This is a genomic window from Microbacterium kunmingense (genome assembly GCF_023155745.1).
GTDB classification, from domain to species: domain Bacteria; phylum Actinomycetota; class Actinomycetes; order Actinomycetales; family Microbacteriaceae; genus Microbacterium; species Microbacterium kunmingense.
In genome coordinates, this window is record NZ_JAKNUS010000007.1 from 23,908 (window position 1) to 48,500 (window position 24,593).

The window sequence follows — 24,593 nt, forward strand, 5'->3', positions numbered from 1 at the left end:
AATGCCGCCGATCATATTGGTGCGCGCGTGCGACCCCGACTGTTTCTGCTCGCGTTCGCCGTTGCCGTCAGTGCCGTGCTGATCGACCAAGGCACCAAAGCACTCGCCCTTTCACGGCTCAGCGAACAAGCCCGCATCCCACTCCTCGGAGACTGGCTCGGCCTGCAACTCGCGTTCAATCCCGGCACCGTCATGTCCCTCGGATCCGGCTCAACCTGGTTGATCACCCTTATTGCTGCGGCGGCATCCGTGGGTCTACTGATCGCCTCCGCCCGCGCCCGCACCGCGGGGTGGGCCGTCGTGATCGGGCTAATCTGGGGCGGCGCGGTCGGCAACCTCCTAGACCGGCTGTTTGCTCCACCCGGATTCGGAGTGGGTCACGTCACAGACTTTCTCGCCTACGGCAACCTCTTCATCGGTAACCTCGCCGACGTCATCATCGGCATCGGCGTCGGACTCGGCCTCCTGCTATACCTCCGTCAGGGAAAGACCCGAGCATGATCTTCTCCTCCGTTCTGCAGGCGATCGGGCTGTTCCTCGCGACGAACATCGACGACATCATCGTGCTCTCCCTGTTCTTCGCCCGCGGCGCCGGGCAACGGGGAACGACACCTCGGATCCTCGTCGGTCAGTATGTGGGGTTCGCAGGTATTCTCGGCGCCGCCGTACTCGTATCCCTCGGCGCTGGGGCGTTTCTGCCTCCAGAGGTGATTCCCTACTTCGGGCTCATCCCGCTGGGGCTGGGGCTATGGGCGGCTTGGCAAGCCTGGCGCCGCCGACACGACGACGATGACGACGAAAGCAAGATTGAAGGCACGAAAGTCGCTGTCTGGGCCGTGGCCGGAGTCACTTTCGCTAACGGTGGGGACAACATCGGCGTCTACGTCCCCGTCTTCCTCAACGTGGGATCTGCCGCCGTCGTCGCCTACTGCGTGGTCTTTCTCGCGCTCGTCGCGGTTCTGGTGATAGTGGCCAAGTTCATCGCCACACGACGTCCGATCGCGGAAATCCTGGAACATTGGGAGCACATATTGTTCCCGCTTGTTCTTATCGGACTTGGCATCTTCATCTTGATCAGCGGGGGAGCATTCGGGCTCTGACATAAACGTCATTGCAGGGTGATTCAGACAGCTATGCGTCTCAACGTCATGGTCGTCGCCGCCCTCAGCTACTCGACAACGCCGCGCAGCTACCCAGCTGACCACACAATCATGGCGCCGCGAGCCGAGCGGTTGTTCCACCGAACGCAATCGACAAGGCTGCCCTACATCGAGCACCCGCCAAGCGGGCCGCACGTGACGAGGTGAACTATGAAAGTCGACATTCTTCATATTGCCGACTGCCCGACCTGGCAAGCGGCGGTCGAAGAACTGCGCGCCGCACTCGACGCGACGAGCCACGGTGGAGTCAACATCAATCCCATCCTCGTCGAGTCTGCTGATCAGGCTACGCAACTCCCATTCGCTGGTTCACCCACGATCGTTATCGACGGGATAGACCTCTTCCCGTCCGACGACCGCTCAGACGACATGGCGTGTCGCATCTACTGGACAACGAGCGGTCTGAAAGGTCACCCGAAAAGGGGCTCTTCACGAACGAGGGTGTAGTCGGTTGAGCGCGTCGATGGCCGGGTAGGGGTCGAGGTCTCCCGGATGATGGAAGTTCTTCACGCTTGCCATCCCGAAAGACCTCGACTTGCTCCACCCTACGTTCGCGACCCCTGACCTGACCACGTTCTGCCGCCTCGACGAGCTCGGGCTGGTCGCCGTGGGCCAGCTGCTCGACCCGGGTCGGGCGACGATCGAGTGCCGCGTCGTCGACGATGACCCGTGGTGCCGGAAATGCGGCGCCGAGGGCGCGCCGCGGGACACGGTGACGCGCCGGCTCGCGCACGAGCCGTTCGGCCACCGGCCGACGACTCTGCTGGTGCGGGTGCGCCGGTATCGGTGCGCGCACTGCCGGCGCACATGGCGGCAGGACGCCAGCAAGGCGGCGACGCCGAGGACGAAGATCTCCCGCGGTGGTCTGGAGTGGGCGCTGCGGGGCATCGTCGTCGACCATCTCACCGTGTCCCGCGTCGCCGCCGGTCTCGGAGTGTCCTGGAGCGCCGCGAACGCCGCCGTCCTCGCCGAAGGCAAGCGGCGACTGATCGACGACCCCACCCGGTTCGATGGGGTGACCACGATCGGTGTCGACGAGCATGTCTGGCGTCACACCCGGCTCGGCGACAAGTACGTGACCGTGATCATCGACCTCACCCCAGCCCGCGAGAAGACGGGCCCGGCACGGCTGTTGGACATGGTCGAGGGCCGCTCGAAGGCGGTGTTCAAGCAGTGGCTCGCCGGACGGCCCAAGGAGTGGAGCAAGCGGATCGAGGTGGTCGCGATGGACGGGTTCGCCGGCTTCAAGACCGCCGCCGCCGAAGAGCTCCCCGACGCCGTCCCCGTCATGGATCCTTTCCACGTGGTCCGGCTGGCCGGTGATGCGCTCGATGTCTGCCGTCGCCGCGTCCAGCAGGACACCACCGGTCACCGCGGGCTCAAGGGCGACCCGCTCTACGATCTCCTGTCGCGTCACCGTTCAAGACTCACCCACCGAGGAGCGGAACCTCTTGATCAACACGCCCTAGGGCTCGACCTCCGCGCGACGCGGGTCGGCGATGTCGCGTTGTGCGTCGTGATGGAGGATGTAACGAATCGGGAGGGTGTGGACAGTACAGGGTATGGATGTGCCGGATCGGTCGGAGCGGGCGCTGTGGGAGCGTGGTGCTGCCGGTGATGGTGGCGCGTTCGGTCTGATCTTTGATCTGCACCGCGACCGTGTGTTCCGTCACGCGTACCGGATCCTGCAGGACGTCCACGATGCCGAGGATGCGTCCGCGGTGGCGTTCCTCGAGTTGTGGCGCCGACGACGGCAGGTGCGGCTGGTCGAGGGGTCGCCGTTGCCGTGGCTGCTGGCGACGACGACGAACACGTGCTGGAACCTCGACCGCGCCAAGCGCCGCTACCGGACCCTGCTCGACACGTTGCCGCACAGCACCATTGCACCGTCGGCGGAGGATGCCGCCCTCGACGGGCTTGTCGCCGACGGCGAGCTCGCGGCCGCGATGGGCACGCTGAGCCGGGCGGATGCGGAGCTGTTCGCCCTGGTCGCGGCGGAGGGCTACTCGATCACGGATGCCGCCGTCGTGGTTGGAGTGTCGCCGGGGGCGGCGCGGACGCGGATGCACCGGATCAGGAACAACCTGCAGCAACGTTTGGGGCACCACACCCTTGCCGGGTACCTCTCGAAGGAGGCGACATGAACACCACCCAGATGAGTCCCGAGTTCGCGACCGCGTTCCGGGCCCGACTCGTGGAACACGTGAACACCACCGCCCGGCCGAAGCGGCGCCGCGCGCTCCTCGCCGGCGGGATCACGCTGACCCTGGTCCTGGGCGGCACGGCCGCGGCCGCCGCGACCGGACTGATCCCCCTCCCCGGCGGAACCGAGATCACCGAACTGGCCGAGACCACCTCCGGCACCTTCACCGGGACCGGCGCGCTCGAACTCGGCGAGCGGCCGGCAGATACGACCGGGGTCGCGGTGTCACTGACCTGCCTCACCCCTGGGACGTTCAGGTTCGACGACGGCGCATCCGTCACCTGCAGCACCGCGTCCGACAGTGCAAACCCGTCCACGTACGTCGTCCCGGCCGATGCGGTCACCGGCAACCAGGTCGGCATCGTCACCGGTCCGGATGCGGTGTGGTCGATGACCGCGACCTGGGTGCTGGCGGAGACGACCGAGTGGGCGGTCAACGCCGACGGGTACACCTACGGGGTCATCAACGAGAACGGCGAACCCGACCTGATCGCGGTCATGACCACCGACAACCAGCCGGGGTACGTCTGGCGGACAGACCTCAACGACGCCAACGGCACCACCGCCGCGGAATCGTTCACATCACCCGAAGACGCCCTCCGCTGGCAGGAAGCCAACGCCGGCGTCGTCCGCCACATCCCCGTCTACGAATCCGACGGCACCACACAGATCGGCGCATTCCAGGTCGGCGGCAACTAGAGGTCACCCGCGCGACGGCGAACGGGGGAGCCCGTCAGCCGGTCCTTCATCGCTCAGCGCGTTGCGCCGTTATTGGGCGTGCTCAGCTCGCAGGAGCGGGAGGGGGCTCGACCGCCACGTCCGTGTCATAACGCGGCGCAGTTCCGGCCTCGTCGGTCCGGGGGAGCATGTAGCTCGGCACCGGCTGTCCAATCGAATGAATCCGCCACCCGTGCAGTTCCGGCCGCCACACCAGGTTGACGTACCCGAGCACGTCATCGCGCGGCACCTCGGACAGATAGACGCCCGTGTCGGGAACAACCTTCACGTACGCGATGTCGATTGCGTCGATGGGCCGCAGCGCGCGCGTTGAGACCGCGATCACCTGGTCCAGGAAGAACTGGCTGGCGATTGAGAAGTCACCCCAATCTTCCCGCGCCTCAGGCGTAACGAACAGCTCCAGCAGCGCGATCGCACGCTCCTCCTCGTGGAACAAGTCGTTGAACGCGGTCACCACCTTGGACGGGTGGTCTGCCGCAAGCGCCCGGAACCGACCGCGCGCCTCTTCGAGTCCTTCGCCCCAGCCATCGTCGACCATGTTGCGATCCTTCCAGAGAGCGCCGACATCACAGCGCGGCGGCCCCATCTGACCAGGCGATGACTCGGCGGTAGGCGAACTGTCCGCGAGCGGTCCAGCGCATTCGAGACGATGACGCGATGCCTGAAGCAACGCACGGCAGCGGAGCTGCCTTAGGATTGGACCCACCCACCTTGAGGGCCGGCCGGATGCACAGCAGCGAGCGTAGACCGGTCCGCATACGCCCACGAGAGTCCGGCGGTTCGGGCATGGTCACGTCGGTAGGTTGGGCGAGAATCGCTGCGTGAGCTTCAGAACGGCAGACGGCGCCTCGTACCAAGGTCGAGACTCTTCCGGTCACGAGCGCTTTAGCATCTCGATTCCGTACGACGAGCATGGCTACTTCGGGCGCGAGTGCCCGGCTTGCCATCAGATCTTTCGCATGCGCGGTGAGGACTACGACGCGCTCCCCGACGACCTGAATCTGACCTGCCCTTACTGCGGTCATCGAGAAGGGCACAGCGAGTTCATGACCGCCCAGCAACGCGACCGTGTGATGCGCGTCGCGCAGGACGCGGCGATGCAGTTGCTATCAGACGCCCTCAGCAAGAGCTTCGGCTCCATGGCACGGTCAACCAGGAGTAACCGCTTTGTGAAAGTCACCTATCGATCGAAGCCGTTCTACCCCCAGCCCCTACCCGGTATCGACGAAGAGCGACTCGTGCGGGAGCGGACGTGTCTCGAGTGCGGTGTGCGCTACGCCGTCTTCGGGGAGCACCGGTTCTGCCCGGTCAGTGGCGCGCTCAGCGCATCCGTCGTGGCAGAGGACGCCTTTGCTGCCGAGCGGGTGAAGCTGGCTGCGCTCGACGACATTCCTACGGAGCAGCGAGCTGTGCTTCGCGAACAGGGCGTCTATGACCGGATCGCGGTTGACACGCTTGGACGTGTGGTCGGGACCGTGGAGGCATTCGCGGATTCCGAGTATCGCCGGCGCGTGCCGGATGCCGCCGCGTCATTGAAGGGCAGGGGTAACGTCTTCCAGCGGCTCGACGACCTGGCTGATCTGTTCGGTCCGCTCGGCACCGACCCGCGCGACGTCCCGGGTATCGATTGGGCGGCGCTCAAGCGCCTCTGGGCTGCGCGCCACGCGCACGTTCATGCGGACGGCCGCGTGGATGACAAGTATCTTCGCGCTGTTCCCAACTCACCGCTCAAGCTCGGCCAGCGAATCTTCGTCTCACCGAAGGATGCGCGGAGCGCGATCGAACTGGCCGCGACGCTCTGCGCCGCGATCGACGGTCGGGGTGACGACTGAACGCTGTCGTGATGCTCTGCGCAGGCTCAGACCGCCGCGAACCTCACGCTGATGCCCTCGCGCACGAACAACGGTCCCCTCGCGGACGGATCCTTCGCGAAGTGCTCGGCCGGCTCGCGGACTACCGGTCCGGGATGCATCGGCCTGCCGAAACTGGGGCGGCGCACAGATCGACCCCGATCGGCCGAGGGCTATCGTCGGAGTGGTGACCAGAGTCGTTCTGATGTGCGGGCCAGCGGGTTCTGGCAAGTCGACCGTCGCCAGGCGGCTTGAAGCGGAGGGCTTGGTGCGCCTTTCATTCGATCAGGAAGCCTGGCGACGTGGGATTCAAACCATGCCCCTATCCAACGAGGTGCACGACGAGATCGAGCAGGAACTCCGCGCTCGCCTCATCGCGCTCGTCGCGGCCGGCACAGACGTGGTGCTCGACTACTCGTTCTGGTCCAAGCGTGCCCGCCTCGCGTATCGGGAGTTGCTGAGCCCGCTTGGTGTGGTGCCGGAGACGATCTATCTAGCGACGCCGCGATCAGTCGCATTGGAACGGCTGGGCGCACGCAGCCACGAGCACGCTGACGACTACGCGCTTCCCTACAACGTCGCTGCGGAGTACTTCGACCATTTCGAGCCCCCGAGCGCCGACGAAGGTCCCTTGACGGTCCTCGGCGCGCCGCCGACGCAATAAGGGGTCCGCGAGCGGGCGTGGTGGCCTCAGTCGTATCGCGTTCGCGGAAAATGCCGGCCGCGCGGGTGGCGTCGCCGAATCGGAATTCCGACGTCCAGACGTGAGCGCACCGGGAGAATCACCGATTCGCGTATGACCCGCCCGACGAAGTGCCCGACGATGGTGCCCCATCCGCGACGAACAGGGGCACGCGGTCAGCCGCTGTCCCCGAGCCGATCAGGCCACCGCCCGGGCACGTACCGCCGCAGTCAGCGCGCGGATGCCGAGGTCGACGTCGGAGGCCGACACCGCCTCGTCGGGGTGGTGGCTGATGCCGTCGGGGTTCCGGAGGAAGAGCATCCCGACGCCCGTCACCGCCGCGAAGGCCATGCCGTCGTGGCCCGCCCGACTGAAGAGCGTCGGCGCCTCCCCCGTCCGACCAGGTAACGCCAACCGGATTCCGTCGCTGACGACGTCCTTCAGCAGCGGGTCGCAGAACACCGCTGACGCCTCGTGCACCTCGCGCGCCGACCACGTCAGACCCCGGCGCGCGGTGACAGCGGCCACCTCGTCCTGGATCACCCGCCACACCCGGTCGCGGTCACCGTCGAACTCGCCGCGGAGATCGAGCGACAGGTACGCGTCGCCGGGCACCACGTTGATGGCCCCCGGGTGGATCTGCAGCTCGCCGACCGTGCCGACGATATGGTGCTCGGCGCGGCACACGCGCTCCACGGCGAGCGCGATCTCGGCCGCCCCGAGCAGCGCGTCGCGCCGACGGTCGTAGGGAGTTCCCCCCGCGTGCCGAGCCTCGCCGGCGATGTCGAGCCGGAACCGCCGCGCCGACGCGATTGACGACACCACGGCCAACGGTTCGTCGCCCTCGTCGAGCTCGGGGCCCTGCTCGATGTGCGCCTCGAGGTACCCGACGAGGTCGTCCGGCCGACGCGCCGCATCGCCGATGCGCCCGGGGTCGAGACCGAAGTCGAGGAAGGCTTCGCGCAGAGTCGTGCCCGCGGCATCCCGCAGCTCCCACCACGTCGGGTCCCACACGCCCGCAGCCGCCGACGACCCGAGCAGCGCCCGGCCGAATCGGATGCCCTCCTCGTCCCAGAACGCCACGACCTCGAGCGCGAACGGCAGCGCCTCCGCGCGCAGCGCGCGGACCACCTCGATCGCCATGAGCACCCCGGCGATGCCGTCGTACCGGCCCGCGTCGGGCACGGTGTCGAGGTGCGATCCGAGCACCAGCGCCGCCGCTTCGCCGGCGGCCGCGCCGAGCCGGCCGATGAGGTTGCCCGCGGCATCCTGTCTCGTGGTCATCCCCGCTTCGCGCATCCACTCCGCCACCAGCCGGTTCACCCGCGCGTGCTCGGGCGAGAGGTACACCCGCTCGATGCCGCCCTCGGCGCCGCTGATGCGCGCGAGCTCGTCACAGCGCGCCATCACCCGCTCGGCGGCCGTCATCGCCCCCGCGCGCGTCACGCGTGCGCGGTCCACACGGTCTCCCCCGCGCCCCGGAACACATCGGTCGCCGCCTCGACCCCGCCGCCGGCGGGCACCGCCACCCCATGCCGGCGCAGCACGGCCTCGAGCGCCGCCAGCGTCACCAGCACCGCGTCCTCACGGGCGTTGTACCCCATCGTGCCGATCCGCCACACCCGTCCGTGCAGCGGCCCGAACGACGTGCCGATCTCGATGCCGAAGTCCTCGAGCAGGTCGCTGCGCACCGCGTCGCCGACCACCCCGTCGGGGATCTCGACGGCCACGACGTTGGTCATCTTGTGCGCGACGTCGCCGAACACGACCAGCCCGAGGCCCTGCACGCCGGCGAGCATCGCCGCGCCGGCGCGCGCGTGCCGCGCGAGCACATTGTCGGCGCCCTCTTCGAGCAGCAGCCGGGCGCACTCGCGCGCGCCGTAGAGCATCGAGGTCGCCTCGGTGTGGTGGTTCAGGCGCCTGGGCCCCCAGTAGTCGAGGATCATGCCGAGGTCGAAGTAGTTCGAGCGGATGAAATCGGATGCCGCCTCGTCGCCCTCCTCGCGGATGCCGGCCTCGATGCGCTTCCGCGACCGGATGATCTCCACCGCGCGGTCGGACAGTGTCACCGGCGCCGACCCCGAGGGGCCGCCGAGGCACTTCTGCAGGCCCGCGGTCGCGGCATCCAGTCCCCACCCGTCGGCCTCGAACGGGTTGCCGCCGAGCGACGCGGTGGCATCGGTGTAGAACAGCACGCCATGCCGGGCGCAGATCTCGCCGACCCCGGCGAGCGGCTGGTTCATCGTCGTGGAGGTGTCGCCCTGCACGAGCGCGAGGAGGGTCGGGCGCACCCGCACGACGGCCTCCTCGATCACCGAGTCGGGGAACACCTGCCCCCACTCGGTCTCGATCGTGTGCACCTCGGCGAGCGCACGCTCGGCGATCTCGGCGAGGAGGTGCCCGAACCGCCCGAAGATCGGGACGAGCACACGGTCACCGGGCCGGATGAGCGAGACGAGCACCGCCTCGATCCCTGCCCGTGAGGTGCCGTCGACGAGCACGGTCGCCTCGTTGCGGGTGCGCCACACCTGCCGGTAAAGGGCCTGCGTCTCGGTCATCGTCGCGGTCATGAAGGGGTCGTACTGGCCGACGAGCGGCGCCGACATCGCCGTGAGCACGCTCGGGTACGCCGAGATCGGACCCGGGCCCATGAGCAGGCGCGGGGGCGGGGCGATAGGTCCGGGGAGGTGGGTCATGGCGCGTCCTGAGTCAGTGGGCCGGGGGTTGGTCATTCCTGAACCGCCTCGGCGAGACGGCGGGCGAGCCGGACAAGCGCGACGTCGGTGCCGGCGCGCGAGGTTACGCAGACCCCGACGGGCGCGGGGGCGCTTCCCACGGCGGGCACTCGGAGGAGCGGCACCGACAGCGACGGCAGGCCTGCGACCGCGGCGGGTGTCGTCATGCGGAGGGTCGCGGTGCGCGCCGCGTCGATGTCGGCGCCCGCGGCGGTGCGTCGCGGCGCGGGCCCGGGCGCGGTCGGCATGAGCAGCACCGCATCGGCGGTGAGCGCCTGCAGGCGCGCGGCGAGAGGAGCGAGGGCGCGGCGGGCGTCGCGCTCTTCCGCCGCGGTGATTCCGGATGCCGCGCGGAAGCGCTCCGCGACGGCCGGCCCGAGCGCGCCCGGATGCTTCTCGATCCACTCCCCGTGGTTCCGCCACGCTTCGGCGCCCTGCACCGTGCGGAAGGGGACGAGGTATTCGTCGAGGTCGCCGATCGAGACGGTGTCGACGTCTGCGGCATCCGACTCCAGCAGGCGTGCGACGAGCGCGTTGAAAGCCGCGCGCGTCTCGGGCGCGGCGGCGGCGAGCATCTCGTCGGGGACGACGAAGCGCCAGGGGAGGTCGTCGTCGGAGGCGCCGAAGACGTTCTCGGTCGACTCGGACGAGTCGTAGCTCAGGCACCAGTCGGCGACCCGTTGCAGGGTCTCGCCGTCGCGGGCGAGCCACCCGACGGTGTCGAACGACTGCGCGAGGGGTACGAGGCCCTGGCGGGGGACGAGGCCGTGGGTGGTGCGCAGGCCCCAGAGCCCCTGGTACGACGCGGGCACGCGGATCGACCCGGCCGTGTCGGTGGCCAGGCCCACCTCGGCGTGGCCGAGGGCGACCGCGGCGGCGGGTCCGCTCGACGAGCCTCCGGGGAGCGCGTCGGGGGCCGCCGGGTTCGGCGGGGTGCCGTAGTGGGCGTTGTCGCCGGCGATGCTGTACGCGAACTCGTCGGTGCGGGCGATGCCCCGCAGCGACGCTCCGCCGCGGAGCAGGTCGGCGACCGCCGGCGCGGTGGTCTTCTCGGGGCGGGCCTCGTCGAGGAAAGCGGGGTTTCCCGCACCGATCCGGTACCCGGCGATGGCGAAGAGGTCTTTGACGGCGACGGTGAGTCCTGCGAGGGGTCCCTCCCACGCGCCCTGCCACAGCGGATCGCCGACGGTGCGCCAGACGGTGCGGTCGAAGGGGCCGTCTCCGGCCGCGGGGGCGGCGATCTCGTGCGGCGCCGGGCCCGCGGCATCCGTCCGTCCTTCGAAATCCGACACCCGGATGCGCGCGTGCACACCGCAGACGATGTCGACCACCTGCGAGATGTCGAAGTCGGTCGCGGCGCTGAGGTAGGCGTAGGCGAGGTGCTCGGCCATGCCGTACCGCGCTTCGAGGAGGGTGAGCGCCGCGCGCACGCACCGGCGCATCGCCTCGTTCAGGTCGGGGTGAAGGCCCGTGGGCACGAGGTACTCGGGCGTCCGCACGAGCGGGCCCGCGAGCTCGCCGAACTCGGCGAGCGCCTGCGCGCGCGGGATCACGTCGAAGCGCAGCGTCGCGCGCAGCGACGCCTCGAGCGCCGTCAGCGCGACCTCGCCGTCACCCTGCGCGAAGTGCGGGTCGCCGACGTAGGCGAGGGCCCCCTCCACCTGGACGGGAAGGTACAGCGCCGTCCCCTCGACGAGGAGGTTGATGTCGATGTTGCCGCCGTGCGGTCCGGGCGGCACCGAGTGGGGGCGCTCCGACCCCGCGACGGCGACGCCCATGGTTCCGAGGAACGGCGCGAGGGGGAAGGACACCACCCGCTCGCCGTCGTCGACGATCGGCAGCAGCCCGAAGAGCCGGCCGTCGCGCTCCTCGACCGGGGTGAAGACGCTCACGTGCCAGTCCCCGCGGGGAAGCTCTCCGACCAGCGCGCCCTTGCCGTGCCGGTTCGAGATCACGCCGTACGGCACGCGCGGCGCGAGCTTGTCGACCGTGATGCGCAGCACGTCGCCGGGCTGGGCACCCTCGACGAAGACCGGCCCGGTCACCACGTGCGGCCCGTCGTTCGCGGGGTCGCGCGACAGCTGCGCGGCGATCGCGATCGCGTCTTCGAGCACGGCGTCGGGCGCGACGCCGTGACCGGTGAAGTAGCCGAGGGGGTCTTTGCCGTGGTCTTCGAGGATGCCCTCGTGGCTGACGGTGTCGATCGTGACCGACTCCCCCGAGCGGATCCGCAGCACCGGCGCATCCGTCTCGCAGGGAAGGCGCCCCCACCGCACCGTCTCGGGGGTCGCGCGCAGGTAGTGGTCGCCGGGGATCGCGCCGACGCCCGGCTGCAGGATGGGCGTCACCGGGGGCATGCTCTCATCCCACCCCATCAGCCCGCCTCCCGCGAGAGCAGGCGACCGCCGGGTGCCCCGCGGAACTCCGGCGCCTCGCCCGGGCCGCCCTCGGTCACATCGAACACCGACCGGCCGTGCAGCCACGTTCGTCGTACCCGACCGCGCAGCACGCGGTTCTCGTACGCGGTGATGGGGTTCTTGTGCAGCAGCTGCGCCGCTCTGATCGGGTACGGGTCGTCGGTGCCGAAGACCGTCAGGTGCGCCGGCGCGCCGGGTGCGATGACGCCCGCCTCGAGTCCTGCGACACGCGCCGGCCCGGTCGTGAAGAGCGGCACGAGGGCCGGAAGAGGGATGCTGCGCCGCCGCGCCTCGGTCCACACCGCCGAGAGCCCCACCTGCAGGCCCGAGATCCCGCCCCAGGCGAGCCCGAAGTCGCCGCCGCCGCTGCGCTTGAGGTCGAGCGTGGAGGGCGAGTGGTCGCTGACGATCGCGTCGATCGTGCCGTCGACGATCCCCTCCCACAGCCGGTCGCGATTCGCGGCGTCACGGATCGGCGGGCAGCACTTGAACTCCGCCGACCCGGCGGGGATCTCCTCGGCCGCGATCGTGAGGTAGTGCGGGCAGGTCTCGACCGTCAGGTCGACGCCCTCGGCCTTCGCGCGGCGGATCGCGGGAAGGGAGCCGGCGTCGCTCAGGTGCAGGATATGCGCGCGGGCGCCCGAGCGACGCGCCTCGGCGATGACCCCGTCGATCGCCGAGGCCTCGCTCTCGGCGGGGCGCGAGGCGAGGAACGCGGCGTAGTCGCGACCGAGCGGGCCGTCGTCGCGCAGCAGCGCGGGGTCTTCAGCGTGGACGATCAGGCGCGAGCCGAGAGCGGCGATCTCGTCCATCGCCGCCGCGAGCTGGGCACGGTCGAGGTGTCCGAACTCGGGCACCCCCGACGGGGAGAGGAAGCACTTGAATCCGTACACGCCCGCGTCGTGGAGCGGGCCGAGCCGCCCCAGGTTCTCGGGCACCGCCCCTCCCCAGAACCCCACGTCGATGTACGCCGAGGGCGCGGCTGCCGCCTGCTTCACCGCGAGCGCCTCGGCGGTCGTCGTCGGCGGGAGGGAGTTGAGCGGCATGTCGATGATCGTCGTCACCCCGCCGGCCGCGGCGGCGAGGGTCGCCGAGCGGAACCCCTCCCACTCGGTGCGGCCGGGTTCGTTCACATGCACATGGGAATCGACGAGACCCGGCAGCAGCACCGCGTCATCCGGAACGATCTGCGCCCCCCGGGCGCTCCCCGACGGGTCGTCGACACGCGTGATCACCCCGTCGGCGAACTCGACGTCGGCGGGAACGAACCGGCCGCCGACCCACGCGTGCGCCGCGCGGATCACGCCGCTGCCGGCGCTTCGCGGGTAGGCCATCGGCGCTCCTTCGTCGGTTCCGCCGAGCGGCGGATGCCCCATCCTCCCTCCGCCGCGTTTCGGCGGTGTGAACGGCGGCGCGGCAACGCGATGTTTACACGAGGGAAACCGAAACGTGCCGACGCGCTTCGTAGCGTGGGCCCCCAGCAGCACCCCCGCGGGAGGACCGTCATGCGCATCGGCGACTTCAACGCCCTCGACGAGGGCGAAGCGCGTGATCTGGTGAGCCTGTGGGCGGCGATCCCGCGGTGGGTGTCTGCGGTGGTCGGGGGGCGTCCGTACCCGACCCGTGAGGCGCTGGAAGAGACGGCCGCCGCCGAGGCCGCGACGTGGGACGCCGCCGATCTCGACCAGGCGCTGGCGCAGCATCCGCGTATCGGGGAGCGCGCGACCGGCGATGACCCCTCCGCGACCGCGTCGCGCCGCGAGCAGGCCGCGATGACGGATGCCGCCTCCGACGTCGCCCAGCGGATCGCCACCGGCAACACCCGCTACGAGGCGCGGTTCGGGCGGGTGTTCCTCATCCGGGCCCGCGGGCGGTCCGCCGAGGAGATGCTCGCCGAGCTCGAGCGGCGCCTGGCGAACACCGCCGAGTCGGAGGTCGCCGAGGCGGCAGGAGAGCTCTACGAGATCGCGCTGCTGCGTCTGCGCGAGACCGTGACGGCGGATCGCGTGGCGGCAGGATGAGGCCATGACCAGCCAGCTCACCACCCACATCCTCGATGCCTCCACCGGGTTCCCCGCGAGCGGAGTCGCCGTCGTCCTGTCGAAGATGGGCGACGAACCTCGCATCGTGCAGGTCGCGTCGGGCGAGACCGACCTCGACGGGCGCCTCAGCCTCGGGCCCGAGTTCCTCGACCACGGCACCCACATGCTGACCTTCGCCACCGGCGCGTATTTCGCGGGGCTCGGCGTGGAGACGTTCTACCCGTCGGTGACGGTGACCTTCCGCGTCACCGACGACACCCACCTGCATGTGCCGCTGCTGCTGAGCCCCTTCTCCTATTCCACCTACCGAGGGAGCTGATCCGTGAAGGTCGTGATCATCGGAGCCGGTATCGGGGGCACGAGCGCGGGGATCGCGCTCGCCCGGCACGGCCATGATGTGGTGATCTACGACCGGATGCGACAGAACCGACCCGTCGGCGCCGCCCTGTCGCTGTGGTCGAACAGCGTGAAGGTGCTCAACTGGCTGGGCCTCGGCGCCGAGGTCGCGCGCCTGGGCGGCCGGATGGACCACATGGCCTATCACGACGGGCACACCGGCGATCAGCTGTGCCGCTTCAGCCTCGAACCGGTGACCGCGCACACCGGCCAGCGGCCGTACCCGGTGTCGCGCTCCGAGCTGCAGGCGCTCCTCATGGACACGTTCGGGCTCGACCGGATCCACCTCGGGCGCGAGCTCGTCGGCATCCGCGAGGAGGGCGAGAAGGTCACCGCGGTCTTCGCCGACGGGTCGACCGACACCGCCGACCTGCTGATCGGCGCCGACGGGGCCCGCTCGATCACCCGCGACTGGATCACCCGCGCCGACGAGGGCGGCTTCCGGGTCGAGCGGCGGTACTCGGGGTACACGAACTTCAACGGGCTGGTGGACGCGTCGCCGGCGATCGCGCCGCTCGACCAGTGGACGACGTGGGTCGCCGAGGGAAAACGCGCCGCGGTGATGCCCGTCGCCGACGACCGCTTCTACTTCTGGTTCGACATCCCGCAGCCGTCGGGGCTCCCCTACGACCGGGGCGACGGCGTGGCACCCCTCGAGGCCGCGTTCGGGCACTGGTCGCCCGAGGTGCGGCGGCTGATCAGCGGCATCCGTCCTTCGGAGTCTTTGAACCGGGTGGAGATCTGGGACATCGACCCCCTGCACACGTGGACCCGCGGGCGCGTGGCGATCCTCGGCGACGCCGCGCACAACACCGCGCCCGACATCGGGCAGGGCGCGTGCTCGGCGCTGGAGGACAGCTTCGCGCTCGCGATCAGCCTCACCACCCACACCGTCGGGGTGGAGGACTCGCTGCGGCGCTACGAGAAGATGCGCACCGAGCGGGCGGGCGAGCTGGTGCTGCGGGCGCGCAAGCGCGGCGAGGAGACGCACGGATACGACCCGTCGATCACCGCCGCCTGGTACGAGAGCCTGCGGGGCACCGACGGGACGGCGATCATCCGCGGCATCATCGGCAACATCGAGGGGAGCCCCATCAACCTCGGGGTGGGGCTGCTGTAGGGCGGGTCAGCGGGCCGGTGACTCCGGCGGCATCCGTCCCGAGCCCTCCTCGGGCATCGCGTCGCCGGGAACGGCGGCATCCGTCTCCGCGGCGGCGCGGCGGTCGGCGTCGAGCACCTTCGTCGGGATGAGGCCGGTCCCCTGGGCCTCGGGGTGCACGAGGGCGGCAGCGGCCGGGCCGCGGACGGCGTCGTGGGCGGAGAACGCGGGTTCCCCGGTTCGGCTCGCCCGCATCTCCTCGGTGTTCAGGAGCAGGTTCAACAGGATCGCCGTGATCGCACCCGCGCTGATCCCCGAATCGAAGATGAGCGTGAACCACTGCGGGAACTGGTCGTAGATCGTCGGGGCGACCGTGGGAAGGAGCGCCACGCCGACCGAGATCGCCACGATGAGGACGTTCTTGTTGTCGAAGCGCACCTTCGCCAGCGTGCGGATGCCCGACGCCGCGACCATCCCGAAAAGGGCGATCCCCGCACCGCCGAGCACCGCGCGCGGCACCCCCTCGACCACCGCCGAGATCTTCGGGATGAGCCCGAGGACCACGAGGATGACGCCCGCCGCCGTCGCCACCCACCGCGATCGCACGCCGGTGAGCGAGACGAGACCGACGTTCTGCGCGAAGGCGGTGTATGGGAAGGTGTTGAACACGCCGCCGATGACGGTGCCGAGGCCGTCGGCGCGCAGGCCGTCGGCGAGGCGCCGGCGAGTCACGGGCTTGTCGACGATCTCGCCGACGGCGATCATGTCGCCGGTCGTCTCGGTCATGATGACGATGCCGACGATGATCAGCGACACCACCGAGGCAACCTGGAAGGTCGGCAGCCCGAAGTGGAACGGGGTGATGAGGGCGAACCAGCCCGCCTCGCCGACCCCCGACCAGTCGACCATCCCGGGCACGAAGAGCGCCGCCACGGTGCCGATCGCAAGGCCGAGAAGCACCGAGACGCGTTGCAGCGCCCGCGGCGCGAAGCGCTCGATGAGGATGATGACGAGGAGCGTCGCGGCGGCGAAGGCGACGTTGACCGGTGGAGCGCCGTCTTCCGAGCCATCCACGATCCAGCCCGTGGCGACCCGCATGAGGGAGAGGCCGATGATGAGGATGACGGTGCCCGTCACGATCGGCGGGAAGAAACGCAGCAGCTGCGAGAAGAACGGCGCGACGAGGATCATGAACAGGCCGCAGGCGATGGTCGCGCCGAAGATCGCCTGGATGCCCTCGGCCTGACCGATCGCGATCATCGGCCCGACGGCGGCGAAGGTCACCCCCTGCATGAGCGGGAGCCGTACCCCGAACCGCCAGAACCCTACCGACTGGATGATGGTGGCGATACCGGCGACGAAGAGGTCGGCGCTGATCAGGAAGGCGAGGTCTTCGGACGAGTAGCCGAGCGCGCCGCCGACGATGAGCGGCACCGCGACGGCGCCGGCGTACATCGCCAGGACGTGCTGCAGGCCGAGCGGGAACAGTCGCGCGAGCGGCGGGACGGTGTCGACGCCGTTCGCGGCTGCGCGGGCACGGCGCGCGGCCTGCTTGTCGGTCGGCTCCGTGGCTTCGCCTGCCTTCGCGTCAGTGGTCATGCGTCGACGGTAGGGCGTGGTGGGCTCCGACTGAAGCGCGGGGCCGAGCTTGTTGCGGGACGTTCACGCCCGGAAACCTCCGGGCAACGCGGGCCGGGCGCCGGACCCGGTCAACCGGCGGTGACGAGCAGGGCGATGCCGGCCGCGACACTCACCGCCGCGAGGATCAGCGCGAGCGTGATCAGCACGACGTGCACGCGGTAGAACGCGGTGCGCCGTCCTCCGGCGTCGCGGGCGCGCGGGTCGTTGGCGATGCGCGGGTAGAACCGCGGCCACACGACGACGTTGAAGAGCGCATTGATGAAGAGGACGACCGCCGCGAGCACGAGCACCGCTTGATCGTACGCGTGAAGCGCCACATCGGCGCGCATCGGCCCACCCTCGCCGCGCCGGTCTCGGCCCCGACATGCGCAGTGCCGGCGCGTACATCTCACAAGTCGCGATCGGGCTGAGTGAGGAAAGAGTTACGTGCGGGGTACCTGTCGGGCCCCGGCGTGAAACACCCCGCGCATACCGTCAGTCATCGGCTGGTTTCAGCTGCCAGGCCACACGAAGGAGACTTCATGACGTACGTCAAGCCGGTTGATCTCGTCGGCACGGTGATCGACGCCGGCGCCTCGAAGGTGCTGCTCTCAACCAGGGACACGCTCGTCCGCTCCATCATGGGCGGCGCGACCCTCACCATCGCCGCGGCGTTCGCCGTCACGGTGAGCGTCTCGACCGGGATGCCGCTGCTCGGCGCCATCCTCTTCCCAGTCGGCTTCATCATGCTGTACCTCCTCGGCTACGACCTGCTCACCGGAGTGTTCGTGCTGGCACCGCTCGCGTGGCTCGACAAGCGTCCCGGCGTGACGTTCAGCGGCGTGCTTCGCAACTGGGGACTCGTCTTCGTGGGGAACTTCATCGGCGCCTTCACGGTCGCCGTGCTGATGGCGGTCGTCGTGACGAATGGGTTCTCGACGCCGCCGAACGAGGTGGGTCAAGCGATCGGACACATCGGCGAGGGACGCACTGTCGGGTACGCGGAACACGGCGCCGCCGGAATGCTGACCCTGTTCGTTCGCGCCGTGCTGTGCAACTGGATGGTCGCAATGGGCGTCGTGCTGTCGATGGTTTCCAAGAGCGTCCCCGGCAAGATCCTCGCGATGTGGATGCCGATCATGCTCTTCTTCTATATGGGGTTCGAGCACTCCATCGTCAACATGTTCCTCTTCCCGTCCGGGCTGCTGCTCGGTGGCGACTTCACGATCATGGACTATCTCATCTGGAACGAGCTGCCCACGGTGCTCGGGAACCTCGTCGGCGGTCTCGCGTTCGTCGGCGTTCCGCTCTACCTCACCTACGCCCGCGGCACCTCCCCTCGTCCCCTGTCGGGACGGCGCCCGCGCCGGGGCCCCAGGGGAGCAGGAACCGCGCCGGCCGTCGCCACAGCCGCGACGGAGTCCGCAGCTCGCGAGCCTGCCGCCGTCACCGGCTGAACCTGCCCGCAGCCCGCGACCGGATCGATCGGACACCTGATGCCTCGCACCGTCAAGAACCGGAAACATCACGCTGACGCCGTCGAAACAGCGTCCACGTACCGTGACGGAATGAGCTCGACCGACACCACCTCTGTGCACGTGGTGGTGGTCGGCGCCGGAATGGTCGCTCACCGGTTCGTGGACAGTTTGCTCAGTCGCAGCGGAGACGACTGGCGTGTCACGCTGATCGGCGAGGAAGCACGGCATCCGTACGACCGCGTGGGCCTCACATCGTTCTTCGGCGGCGCGTCGGTCGAAGAGCTGGAGCTCGAGCGGTCCGTCATAGACGACGAGCGCGTGCGGTTCGTGTGCGGGGATGCCGTAACCGCGATCGATCGCGCCGCGCGGCAGGTCACGACGGCACACGGCCTCAGCGTCGCTTACGACCACCTGATCCTCGCCACCGGCTCCTACGCGGCCAAGGTCGCCGTCGACGGCGCCGGGTGGGAGGGATGCTTCGTCTACCGCACGCTGGACGACGTCGAGCGGCTGCGCGAGTTCGTCAGAACTCGATCCGCTCAGCTCGGCCGACCGCTCACCGGCACCGTCATCGGGGGTGGGCTGCTCGGGCTCGAGGCAGCGGGCGCTCTCCAGAGCCTCGACGTCTCGTGCACCGTGGTGCAGTCGTCGGATCGGCTGATGTCGGCGCAGCTCGACCGGGCGGCTGGCGACGCCCTGCGTCGCCTCATCGAGTCGCGGGGTATCAGGGTGCGGACCGAGTCGATCACGACCCGTCTGGACGCCGATGCGTCGGGCAAGGTCGTCGGGCTGGAGTTTCGGGACGGCACCTGGGAGCCCACCGACGTCGTCGTGTTCACGGTCGGAGTGAGACCGCGCGACGAGCTGGCGCGGGCCGCGTCGCTCGACGTGGAGCCACGCGGCGGGATCGTGATCGACGCGGGCTGCCGCACGAGCGATCCCCGGATCCTGGCGATCGGCGAGGTGGCGAGCTTCGATGGTGCGTGCGTCGGTCTCGTCGCGCCGGGGTACGCGATGGCCGAGGTGGCGGCGACCCGCCTGCTGGGCGGGCACGCGCAGTTCTCCGGGTACGACGTATCGACGAAGCTCAAGCTCTCGGGGGTGGATGTCGCGAGCTTCGGCGACGCGTTCGCAGAAACGCCGGGAGCGCTCGATGTCGTCTACGCCGACCCGGTGGCCGGCGTCTACAAGAAACTCGTGATGTCGGATGACGCGAAGACGCTGCTCGGCGGAATCCTGGTCGGCGACGCCTCCTCCTACGCGGCGCTGCGGCCGCTCGTCGGCGCGGCGCTCGGCGGCGACCCAGTCGTGTACCTGATGCCCGAGGGCGGTGCCGAAGCTGCTTCCGGAGACCTGCCGGACGAAGCGCTCGTCTGCTCCTGCAACAGCGTCACCGCGGGCACGATCCGTCATGCCGTGCGCGATGACGGATGCACCGACGTCGCGGCTGTCAAGTCGTGCACGAAAGCGGGTGCCGCGTGCGGGTCGTGCGTGACGATGGTGAAGAAGATCGTCGGCGTCGAACTCGCCAAGACCGGCGCGGCGCTCAGTACCGCGCTCTGCGAGCACTTCGCGATGTCGCGACGCCAGCTTTTCGACGCCGTGCGGGTTTCGGGGCTCACCACCTTCAGCACCGTGATCGACCGGTTCGGCACCGGGCGTGGTTGCGACATCTGCAAGCCCGCCCTCGCCAGCATCCTCTCGACCCTCGTCGGGGCTCACGTCCTGGAAGGCGAGAACGCCACCCTTCAGGACACCAACGACCACGTCATGGCCAACCTCCAGAAGGACGGCAGCTACTCGGTCGTCCCACGAATCCCCGGCGGTGAGATCACACCGGAAGGCCTGCTCGTGATCGGCGAGGTTGCGCGCGACTTCGGGTTGTACACAAAGATCACCGGCGGCCAGCGGATCGACATGTTCGGCGCCCGCCTCGAGCAGCTGCCCGAGATCTGGCGGCGACTGGTCGACGCCGGCTTCGAATCCGGACACGCCTATGGAAAGTCGCTGCGCACCGTGAAGTCCTGCGTCGGATCCACGTGGTGCCGGTTCGGCGTGCAGGACTCGGTCGGAATGGCTGTCCGGCTCGAGCTGCGATACCGGGGGCTGCGATCGCCGCACAAGATCAAGCTCGGCGTATCGGGTTGCGCCCGCGAGTGCGCGGAGGCCCGAGGCAAGGACGTCGGCGTGATCGCGACGGAAGCGGGCTGGAACATGTACGTCGGCGGCAACGGCGGCTTCACACCGCGGCACGCCGTGCTTCTTGCAGAAGGTCTCGACGACGACGCACTGCTCACCGCAATCGATCGATTCCTGATGTATTACATCTTCACCGCTGACCGGCTGCAGCGCACAGCTCCCTGGTTCGAAGACCTCGAAGGCGGCATCGACGGACTGCGGGCTGTCATCTTCGACGACAGCCTCGGACTGTGCGCCGACCTCGACTCCGCGATGGCCCGCCACGTCGGCGCGTACGAAGACGAGTGGAAAGCGACCCTCGACGACCCCGACAAGCTGAAGCGATTCGCCTCGTTCGTCAACGCTCCCATAACCCCCGACCCCTCTCTCGCGTATACCGCCGAGCGCGGCCAGCCGCGGCCGGCCACGGAGTCCGAGCGCTCGGACCCCCGCGTGCTCATCGCCGGCACGACACTGGAGGTGCGGAGATGACCATGGTCGAAACCGTACGCGCCGCCGTGGGGGCCGAGGCTGGTGCGCGGACGTCGAGGTGGGTGCGCGTGTGCGCCCTTGACGACCTCGAGATCGAGCGCGGCCGCGCAGCGCTTCTCCGTGACACGCAGATCGCCCTGTTCGTCCTGCGCGGCCATGACGGTGCACCCGGCCGTGTGCACGCCGTCTCCAACCTCGACCCGTACAGCGGCGCGCACGTGATCTCCCGCGGCATCGTCGGCAGCCGAGATGACGTGCCCACCGTGGCATCCCCGATGTACAAGCAGGTCTTCGACCTGCGCACGGGCGTGTGCCTCGACACCCAGGGCGCGGAGCCCCGTTCACTGCGGGTGTGGCCGGTGGCCATCGACGGGGATCATGTGCTCGTGCGTTGGGAGGACCACCGATGACGACGATGCTGGGGATCTCGCTGGCTGGCCGCCGCGTCGTGCTGGTCGGCGGCGGCGCCGTCACCGGCCGTCGGCTCCCGCGCTTCCTCGACGACGGCGCCGACATCCTGATCGTGGCCCCGATCCTCAGCGACGACACCCGGGTGCTCCTCGAGCGGCACGGTCTGCGCCACGAGAGCCGTCCGGTGCGCGTCGACGACGTCGAAGACGCGTGGCTCGTGCACACCGCCACGGGTGACCCGCGCGTGGATGCCGAGGTCGCTGCGTGGTGCGAGAGCCGCCGCATCCTCTGCATCAACGCGTCCAACGGAGCTCACGGCAGCGCGCGCCTTACGGCCGAGTCGCGCGCGGGCGACGTCGTCGTCGGGGTCATGTCGGACTCCGGCGTCGACCCCCGGCGCGCTGCGCGACTGCGCGACGCGATCGCCGGTCTGCTGCGAGAGGGGAGGCTGCCGCTGCGCCGCCGACGCCGCTCCGCGGCAGGGCGTGTCGATCTCGTCGGGGGCGGTCCGGGACCGACTGACCTCATGACGATCCGCGGACGACGATTGCTCGCGGAAGCCGACGTTGTCGTCGCCGACCGGCTGGGACCTGCTGACGTACTGGCCGAACTCGATTCCGACGTCGAGGTGATCGACGTGGGCAAGCGTCCCGGTCACCACCCGGTGCCACAGGAGGAGATCAATCAAATCCTCGTCGACCGGGCGCGGCTCGGGCTTCGCGTCGTGCGGCTCAAGGGCGGTGACCCGTTCGTCTACGGGCGGGGCGGCGAGGAGGTCGCGGCATGCCTGGCCGCCGGCGTCCCTGTCGAAGTCGTTCCCGGACTCACCAGCGTCGTGTCCGTGCCGCAAGCGGCCGGCATACCGGTGACGCACCGCGGCACCGCCGTCGGCTTCCACGTCGTCAACGGCCAGGCGGAGGTCACGTCGTCCACGCTCGACGCACTGCGCGACGATTCCGTCACGACCGTGGTGCTGATGGGCGTCGCCGCGCTGCGAAAACTTGTGTCCGCCGCCGTCGAGGCCGGCGTACCAGCCTCGCGCCCCGTTGCAATCGTGGAGAACGGGCACACCCCGCAGCAACGCACCACGCGGACGACACTCGGTCGCGCCCACCTCGACGCCGAGGCGGCCCAGGTCCGCAACCCAGCTGTCATCGTGATCGGCGACGTTGCGCGCGCCAGCCTCCTGCTGGGCGTGCACGAGGAAGCGGGTGAGACGGTCCGGTGACCTCGTCCGTGCGTCCGGCGCTCTCGACAGCGCTGATCGGCTGCTCCATCGTGATCACCGTCGATCGGCGGTCGTCAGAGCTGGCCGCGGCGCTCGAGCGTCACGGCGCGCAGGTGCGGCACGCACCCGCGCTCACGATCGTCCCCCACATCGACGACGAGGCCCTGATAGCAGCGACCCGCGAGCTGGTCGAGCATCCGCCCGACATCGTCGTCGCGACGACCGGCGTCGGATTCCGCGGGTGGATGGAAGCCGCCGACGAGGCCGGCCTGCTCGACGACCTCGGTCGTGCGTTCGCCTCGGCCCAGATCGTCGCCCGCGGCCCAAAGGCCCGCGGCGCGATCCAACAGGCAGGGTTCACGGCCGACTGGGTCGCCGAGTCCGAGACATCCGCCGAACTGGGCGACTTCCTCCTCGCCGAGGGCGTATCTGGCCGCCGCGTCGCCGTGCAGCACCACGGCTCCGGCTCCGACGGGCTGGACGAGCTCTTCACGGGCGCGGGCGCTCTCGTCTCGAGCCTCACTGTCTACCGCTGGGGGCCACCGCCGGATGAGACGGTGGTGACCAAGTCGGTCGTCGCGGCCGCAAGCGGTGAGGTCGACGCGGTGCTCTTCACCTCCGCGCCTGGTGCTGCGGAGTGGCTCGCCGCAGCCGAGCGAGCCGGGGCGCTCGGCGAGATCGCGGCCCTCTCAGCCGCCGGTCGCCTGCTGGCGGCTGCCGTCGGTCCCATCACCGCGGGGCCTCTTGTCGCCGCGGGAATCACCCCGCTCATCGCGGAGCGCGGTCGCCTTGGTTCGCTGGTGCGTGCTGTCGTCACGCACTTCGGCGGAGGGCACGCGCGATTCATTGAAACGACATCCGGTCGCCTGGAGTTGCGCAGCGGAGGCGCGATCCTCGACGGACGATTCACGCCGCTCTCACGAACAGGCCTCGCCGTGCTCACCGTTCTGGTCGACGGGGCAGGCGGCGTGGTGAGTCGTCCTCAACTCCAGCGCGCCCTGCCGCGATCGGCCGACAGCGAGCATGCCGTCGAGGTTGCGGTAGCCAGGTTGCGTGACGCTTTGGCTGCCCCCCAACTCATCAAGACCGTCGTCAAACGGGGATACCGCCTCGACACGGTCGAAACCGAGGAGGCCCGATGACCACCACGCTGATCGCGTGCTCGCATGGCACCAGCGACGACGCCGGCCGACGCGCCATCCAGCTTCTGACGTCCCAGGTCGCTCGCCTCGTCCCCGGCATCCGCGTCGAGCAGGCGTTCGTCGACGTCGAACAGCCGGCCGTTGACGATGTCGTGGCTACCGCTGTCCGCCGCGGCACAGCGGTCGTCGTCCCCCTGCTGCTTTCGACAGGCTTCCACGTGAAAGTCGACATCGCGCGAGCCGTCGGCCGGTATCCGGGACGCGCTGTGGCGGCGGATCCGCTCGGTCCGCACCCACTAATCACCGCCGTGCTCGAGCATCGACTCGCATCCAGCGGAGTGCGGGACGACGATGCGATAGTCCTCGCCGCGGCGGGATCCTCCGACCCCGCGGCCACAGTGGCCGTGCAGGAAGTCGCGCGCGATCTCGCCGACAAGGTCGGTCGCCACATCGATGTCGGGTTCGCCGCCGGTGCCGGAACACCCATCGAGGAAGCCGTCGCCATGGCGCGCGAACGCAGCACCGGCCGCGTGATCGTCGCAAGCTACGTACTCGCGCCCGGCTTCTTCGCGGGCCGCATTGCGTCGTGCGGGGCAGACATCGCCACCGAACCGCTCGCCCCCGACGTGCGTGTGGCGGGAATCGTGCGCAGCCGATTTCAGGCGTCACTTGCGACACTCAACTCGGCTGCCGCGTAGCGAAGCGCATCGCTCCGCTCCTGG

The 24,593-nt window shown here is 69.7% G+C and carries 23 protein-coding genes and 2 pseudogenes; 17 read left to right on the plus strand and 8 right to left on the minus strand.

All coding sequences use genetic code 11. The annotated features are described in order from the left end of the window. Nucleotides 1-27: 27 nt before the first annotated feature. From MA875_RS11260 to MA875_RS11285, 6 genes and pseudogenes are all read left to right on the plus strand, one after another. A complete protein-coding gene (locus MA875_RS11260) occupies nt 28-501 on the plus strand; it encodes a signal peptidase II (RefSeq protein ID WP_248242384.1) in 474 nt (157 codons plus the stop codon). Further along, entirely contained in the window at nt 498-1,100 is a 603-nt protein-coding gene (locus MA875_RS11265; protein ID WP_248242385.1) for a cadmium resistance transporter, read from the plus strand. The genes MA875_RS11260 and MA875_RS11265 overlap by 4 nt, the downstream gene beginning before the upstream one ends. A gap of 210 nt (nt 1,101-1,310) precedes the next feature. After that, nucleotides 1,311-1,607 (plus strand): hypothetical protein, encoded by a 297-nt coding sequence (locus tag MA875_RS11270; RefSeq protein WP_248242386.1) that lies wholly within the window; start codon nt 1,311-1,313, stop codon nt 1,605-1,607. 88 nt (nt 1,608-1,695) lie between these two features. Further along, nucleotides 1,696-2,613 (plus strand): annotated as a pseudogene (locus MA875_RS11275) (ISL3 family transposase); the annotation flags it as partial. A 109-nt stretch (nt 2,614-2,722) separates the two neighbouring features. Continuing rightward, nucleotides 2,723-3,304, plus strand: a complete 582-nt coding sequence (locus tag MA875_RS11280; RefSeq protein WP_248242387.1) for an RNA polymerase sigma factor — start codon at nt 2,723-2,725, stop codon at nt 3,302-3,304. After that, nucleotides 3,301-4,062 (plus strand): hypothetical protein, encoded by a 762-nt coding sequence (locus tag MA875_RS11285; RefSeq protein WP_248242388.1) that lies wholly within the window; start codon nt 3,301-3,303, stop codon nt 4,060-4,062. Before MA875_RS11280 ends, MA875_RS11285 begins: the two co-directional genes overlap by 4 nt. Nucleotides 4,063-4,144: 82 nt before the next feature. On the opposite strand, the gene MA875_RS11290 is transcribed toward MA875_RS11285, so the two are convergent. Further along, nucleotides 4,145-4,639, minus strand: a complete 495-nt coding sequence (locus MA875_RS11290) for a hypothetical protein (RefSeq protein ID WP_248242389.1) — start codon at nt 4,637-4,639, stop codon at nt 4,145-4,147. Between the two features lie 283 nt (nt 4,640-4,922). Here MA875_RS11290 and MA875_RS11295 point away from each other — a divergent pair, with 283 nt between their 5' ends. Next, the gene (locus tag MA875_RS11295; protein WP_248242390.1) at nt 4,923-5,933 is read left to right on the plus strand and encodes a hypothetical protein; all 1,011 of its coding nucleotides are present in this window, start codon (nt 4,923-4,925) and stop codon (nt 5,931-5,933) included. Nucleotides 5,934-6,138: 205 nt separating this feature from the next. Beyond that, nucleotides 6,139-6,615: a P-loop nucleotide/nucleoside kinase family protein gene (locus MA875_RS11300; RefSeq protein ID WP_248242391.1), complete on the plus strand. Its 477-nt coding sequence runs from the start codon at nt 6,139-6,141 to the stop codon at nt 6,613-6,615. Nucleotides 6,616-6,831: 216 nt separating this feature from the next. Here MA875_RS11300 and MA875_RS11305 read toward each other — a convergent pair whose 3' ends face one another. From MA875_RS11305 to allB, 5 genes and pseudogenes are all read right to left on the minus strand, one after another. After that, the gene (locus MA875_RS11305; RefSeq protein ID WP_248242392.1) at nt 6,832-8,094 is read right to left on the minus strand and encodes an allantoate amidohydrolase; all 1,263 of its coding nucleotides are present in this window, start codon (nt 8,092-8,094) and stop codon (nt 6,832-6,834) included. Continuing rightward, on the minus strand, nt 8,076-9,329 hold the full coding sequence (locus tag MA875_RS11310; protein WP_248242393.1) for a pyridoxal-phosphate-dependent aminotransferase family protein: 1,254 nt from the start codon (nt 9,327-9,329) through the stop codon (nt 8,076-8,078). Before MA875_RS11310 ends, MA875_RS11305 begins: the two co-directional genes overlap by 19 nt. A gap of 32 nt (nt 9,330-9,361) precedes the next feature. After that, on the minus strand, nt 9,362-10,660 hold the full coding sequence (locus MA875_RS11315) for an amidase family protein (protein WP_248242505.1): 1,299 nt from the start codon (nt 10,658-10,660) through the stop codon (nt 9,362-9,364). Next, nucleotides 10,649-11,743: pseudogene (locus tag MA875_RS11320) on the minus strand (acetamidase/formamidase family protein); the annotation flags it as partial. The gene MA875_RS11315 and the pseudogene MA875_RS11320, both read right to left, overlap by 12 nt. Continuing rightward, entirely contained in the window at nt 11,743-13,119 is a 1,377-nt protein-coding gene (gene allB, locus MA875_RS11325) for an allantoinase AllB (protein WP_248242394.1), read from the minus strand. The gene allB and the pseudogene MA875_RS11320, both read right to left, overlap by 1 nt. 171 nt (nt 13,120-13,290) lie before the next feature. Here allB and uraD point away from each other — a divergent pair, with 171 nt between their 5' ends. From uraD to hpxO, 3 genes are read left to right on the plus strand one after another with little or no spacing between them, the layout of a single operon-like run. Continuing rightward, entirely contained in the window at nt 13,291-13,806 is a 516-nt protein-coding gene (gene uraD / locus MA875_RS11330) for a 2-oxo-4-hydroxy-4-carboxy-5-ureidoimidazoline decarboxylase (protein ID WP_248242395.1), read from the plus strand. A 4-nt stretch (nt 13,807-13,810) separates the two neighbouring features. Beyond that, nucleotides 13,811-14,146: a hydroxyisourate hydrolase gene (gene uraH / locus MA875_RS11335; protein WP_248242396.1), complete on the plus strand. Its 336-nt coding sequence runs from the start codon at nt 13,811-13,813 to the stop codon at nt 14,144-14,146. 3 nt (nt 14,147-14,149) lie between these two features. Continuing rightward, nucleotides 14,150-15,343, plus strand: coding sequence for an FAD-dependent urate hydroxylase HpxO (gene hpxO, locus MA875_RS11340; RefSeq protein WP_248242397.1), 1,194 nt, complete (start codon nt 14,150-14,152; stop codon nt 15,341-15,343). Nucleotides 15,344-15,349: 6 nt separating this feature from the next. Here hpxO and MA875_RS11345 read toward each other — a convergent pair whose 3' ends face one another. Together MA875_RS11345 and MA875_RS11350 are read right to left on the minus strand one after the other, a co-directional pair. Further along, nucleotides 15,350-16,921 (minus strand): nucleobase:cation symporter-2 family protein, encoded by a 1,572-nt coding sequence (locus MA875_RS11345; protein WP_248242398.1) that lies wholly within the window; start codon nt 16,919-16,921, stop codon nt 15,350-15,352. Nucleotides 16,922-17,031: 110 nt separating this feature from the next. Further along, nucleotides 17,032-17,292 carry an SCO4848 family membrane protein gene (locus MA875_RS11350; protein ID WP_248242399.1) on the minus strand — a complete coding sequence of 87 codons (261 nt, stop codon included), beginning with the start codon at nt 17,290-17,292 and terminating at the stop codon, nt 17,032-17,034. 192 nt (nt 17,293-17,484) lie between these two features. Here MA875_RS11350 and MA875_RS11355 point away from each other — a divergent pair, with 192 nt between their 5' ends. From MA875_RS11355 to MA875_RS11380, 6 genes are all read left to right on the plus strand, one after another. Further along, nucleotides 17,485-18,399 carry a formate/nitrite transporter family protein gene (locus MA875_RS11355; protein ID WP_248242400.1) on the plus strand — a complete coding sequence of 305 codons (915 nt, stop codon included), beginning with the start codon at nt 17,485-17,487 and terminating at the stop codon, nt 18,397-18,399. Nucleotides 18,400-18,510: 111 nt separating this feature from the next. Then, nucleotides 18,511-21,090 carry a nitrite reductase large subunit NirB gene (gene nirB, locus MA875_RS11360; protein ID WP_248242401.1) on the plus strand — a complete coding sequence of 860 codons (2,580 nt, stop codon included), beginning with the start codon at nt 18,511-18,513 and terminating at the stop codon, nt 21,088-21,090. A gap of 2 nt (nt 21,091-21,092) precedes the next feature. Next, entirely contained in the window at nt 21,093-21,500 is a 408-nt protein-coding gene (gene nirD / locus MA875_RS11365) for a nitrite reductase small subunit NirD (RefSeq protein ID WP_248242506.1), read from the plus strand. Next, nucleotides 21,497-22,729 carry a uroporphyrinogen-III C-methyltransferase gene (gene cobA, locus MA875_RS11370; RefSeq protein WP_248242402.1) on the plus strand — a complete coding sequence of 411 codons (1,233 nt, stop codon included), beginning with the start codon at nt 21,497-21,499 and terminating at the stop codon, nt 22,727-22,729. Before nirD ends, cobA begins: the two co-directional genes overlap by 4 nt. Then, entirely contained in the window at nt 22,726-23,871 is a 1,146-nt protein-coding gene (locus MA875_RS11375) for a uroporphyrinogen-III synthase (RefSeq protein ID WP_248242403.1), read from the plus strand. The genes cobA and MA875_RS11375 overlap by 4 nt, the downstream gene beginning before the upstream one ends. Then, complete coding sequence (locus tag MA875_RS11380; protein ID WP_248242404.1) at nt 23,868-24,569, plus strand: sirohydrochlorin chelatase; 702 nt, start codon at nt 23,868-23,870, stop codon at nt 24,567-24,569. Before MA875_RS11375 ends, MA875_RS11380 begins: the two co-directional genes overlap by 4 nt. The last annotated feature ends 24 nt before the right edge of the window (nt 24,570-24,593 follow it).

Excerpts from the sequence above, each read along its gene's own strand:
- uraD (WP_248242395.1), top strand. The coding sequence starts at position 13,291 with ATGCGCATCGGCGACTTCAACGCCCTCGACGAGGGCGAAGCGCGTGAT.
- MA875_RS11290 (WP_248242389.1), bottom strand. The coding sequence starts at position 4,639 with ATGGTCGACGATGGCTGGGGCGAAGGACTCGAAGAGGCGCGCGGTCGG.
- MA875_RS11380 (WP_248242404.1), top strand. The coding sequence starts at position 23,868 with ATGACCACCACGCTGATCGCGTGCTCGCATGGCACCAGCGACGACGCC.
- nirD (WP_248242506.1), top strand. The coding sequence starts at position 21,093 with ATGGTCGAAACCGTACGCGCCGCCGTGGGGGCCGAGGCTGGTGCGCGG.
- MA875_RS11345 (WP_248242398.1), bottom strand. The coding sequence starts at position 16,921 with ATGACCACTGACGCGAAGGCAGGCGAAGCCACGGAGCCGACCGACAAG.
- MA875_RS11285 (WP_248242388.1), top strand. The coding sequence starts at position 3,301 with ATGAACACCACCCAGATGAGTCCCGAGTTCGCGACCGCGTTCCGGGCC.
- cobA (WP_248242402.1), top strand. The coding sequence starts at position 21,497 with ATGACGACGATGCTGGGGATCTCGCTGGCTGGCCGCCGCGTCGTGCTG.
- MA875_RS11280 (WP_248242387.1), top strand. The coding sequence starts at position 2,723 with ATGGATGTGCCGGATCGGTCGGAGCGGGCGCTGTGGGAGCGTGGTGCT.
- MA875_RS11355 (WP_248242400.1), top strand. The coding sequence starts at position 17,485 with ATGACGTACGTCAAGCCGGTTGATCTCGTCGGCACGGTGATCGACGCC.
- allB (WP_248242394.1), bottom strand. The coding sequence starts at position 13,119 with ATGGCCTACCCGCGAAGCGCCGGCAGCGGCGTGATCCGCGCGGCGCAC.
- MA875_RS11270 (WP_248242386.1), top strand. The coding sequence starts at position 1,311 with ATGAAAGTCGACATTCTTCATATTGCCGACTGCCCGACCTGGCAAGCG.
- MA875_RS11265 (WP_248242385.1), top strand. The coding sequence starts at position 498 with ATGATCTTCTCCTCCGTTCTGCAGGCGATCGGGCTGTTCCTCGCGACG.
- MA875_RS11350 (WP_248242399.1), bottom strand. The coding sequence starts at position 17,292 with ATGCGCGCCGATGTGGCGCTTCACGCGTACGATCAAGCGGTGCTCGTG.
- uraH (WP_248242396.1), top strand. The coding sequence starts at position 13,811 with ATGACCAGCCAGCTCACCACCCACATCCTCGATGCCTCCACCGGGTTC.
- nirB (WP_248242401.1), top strand. The coding sequence starts at position 18,511 with ATGAGCTCGACCGACACCACCTCTGTGCACGTGGTGGTGGTCGGCGCC.
- MA875_RS11310 (WP_248242393.1), bottom strand. The coding sequence starts at position 9,329 with ATGACCCACCTCCCCGGACCTATCGCCCCGCCCCCGCGCCTGCTCATG.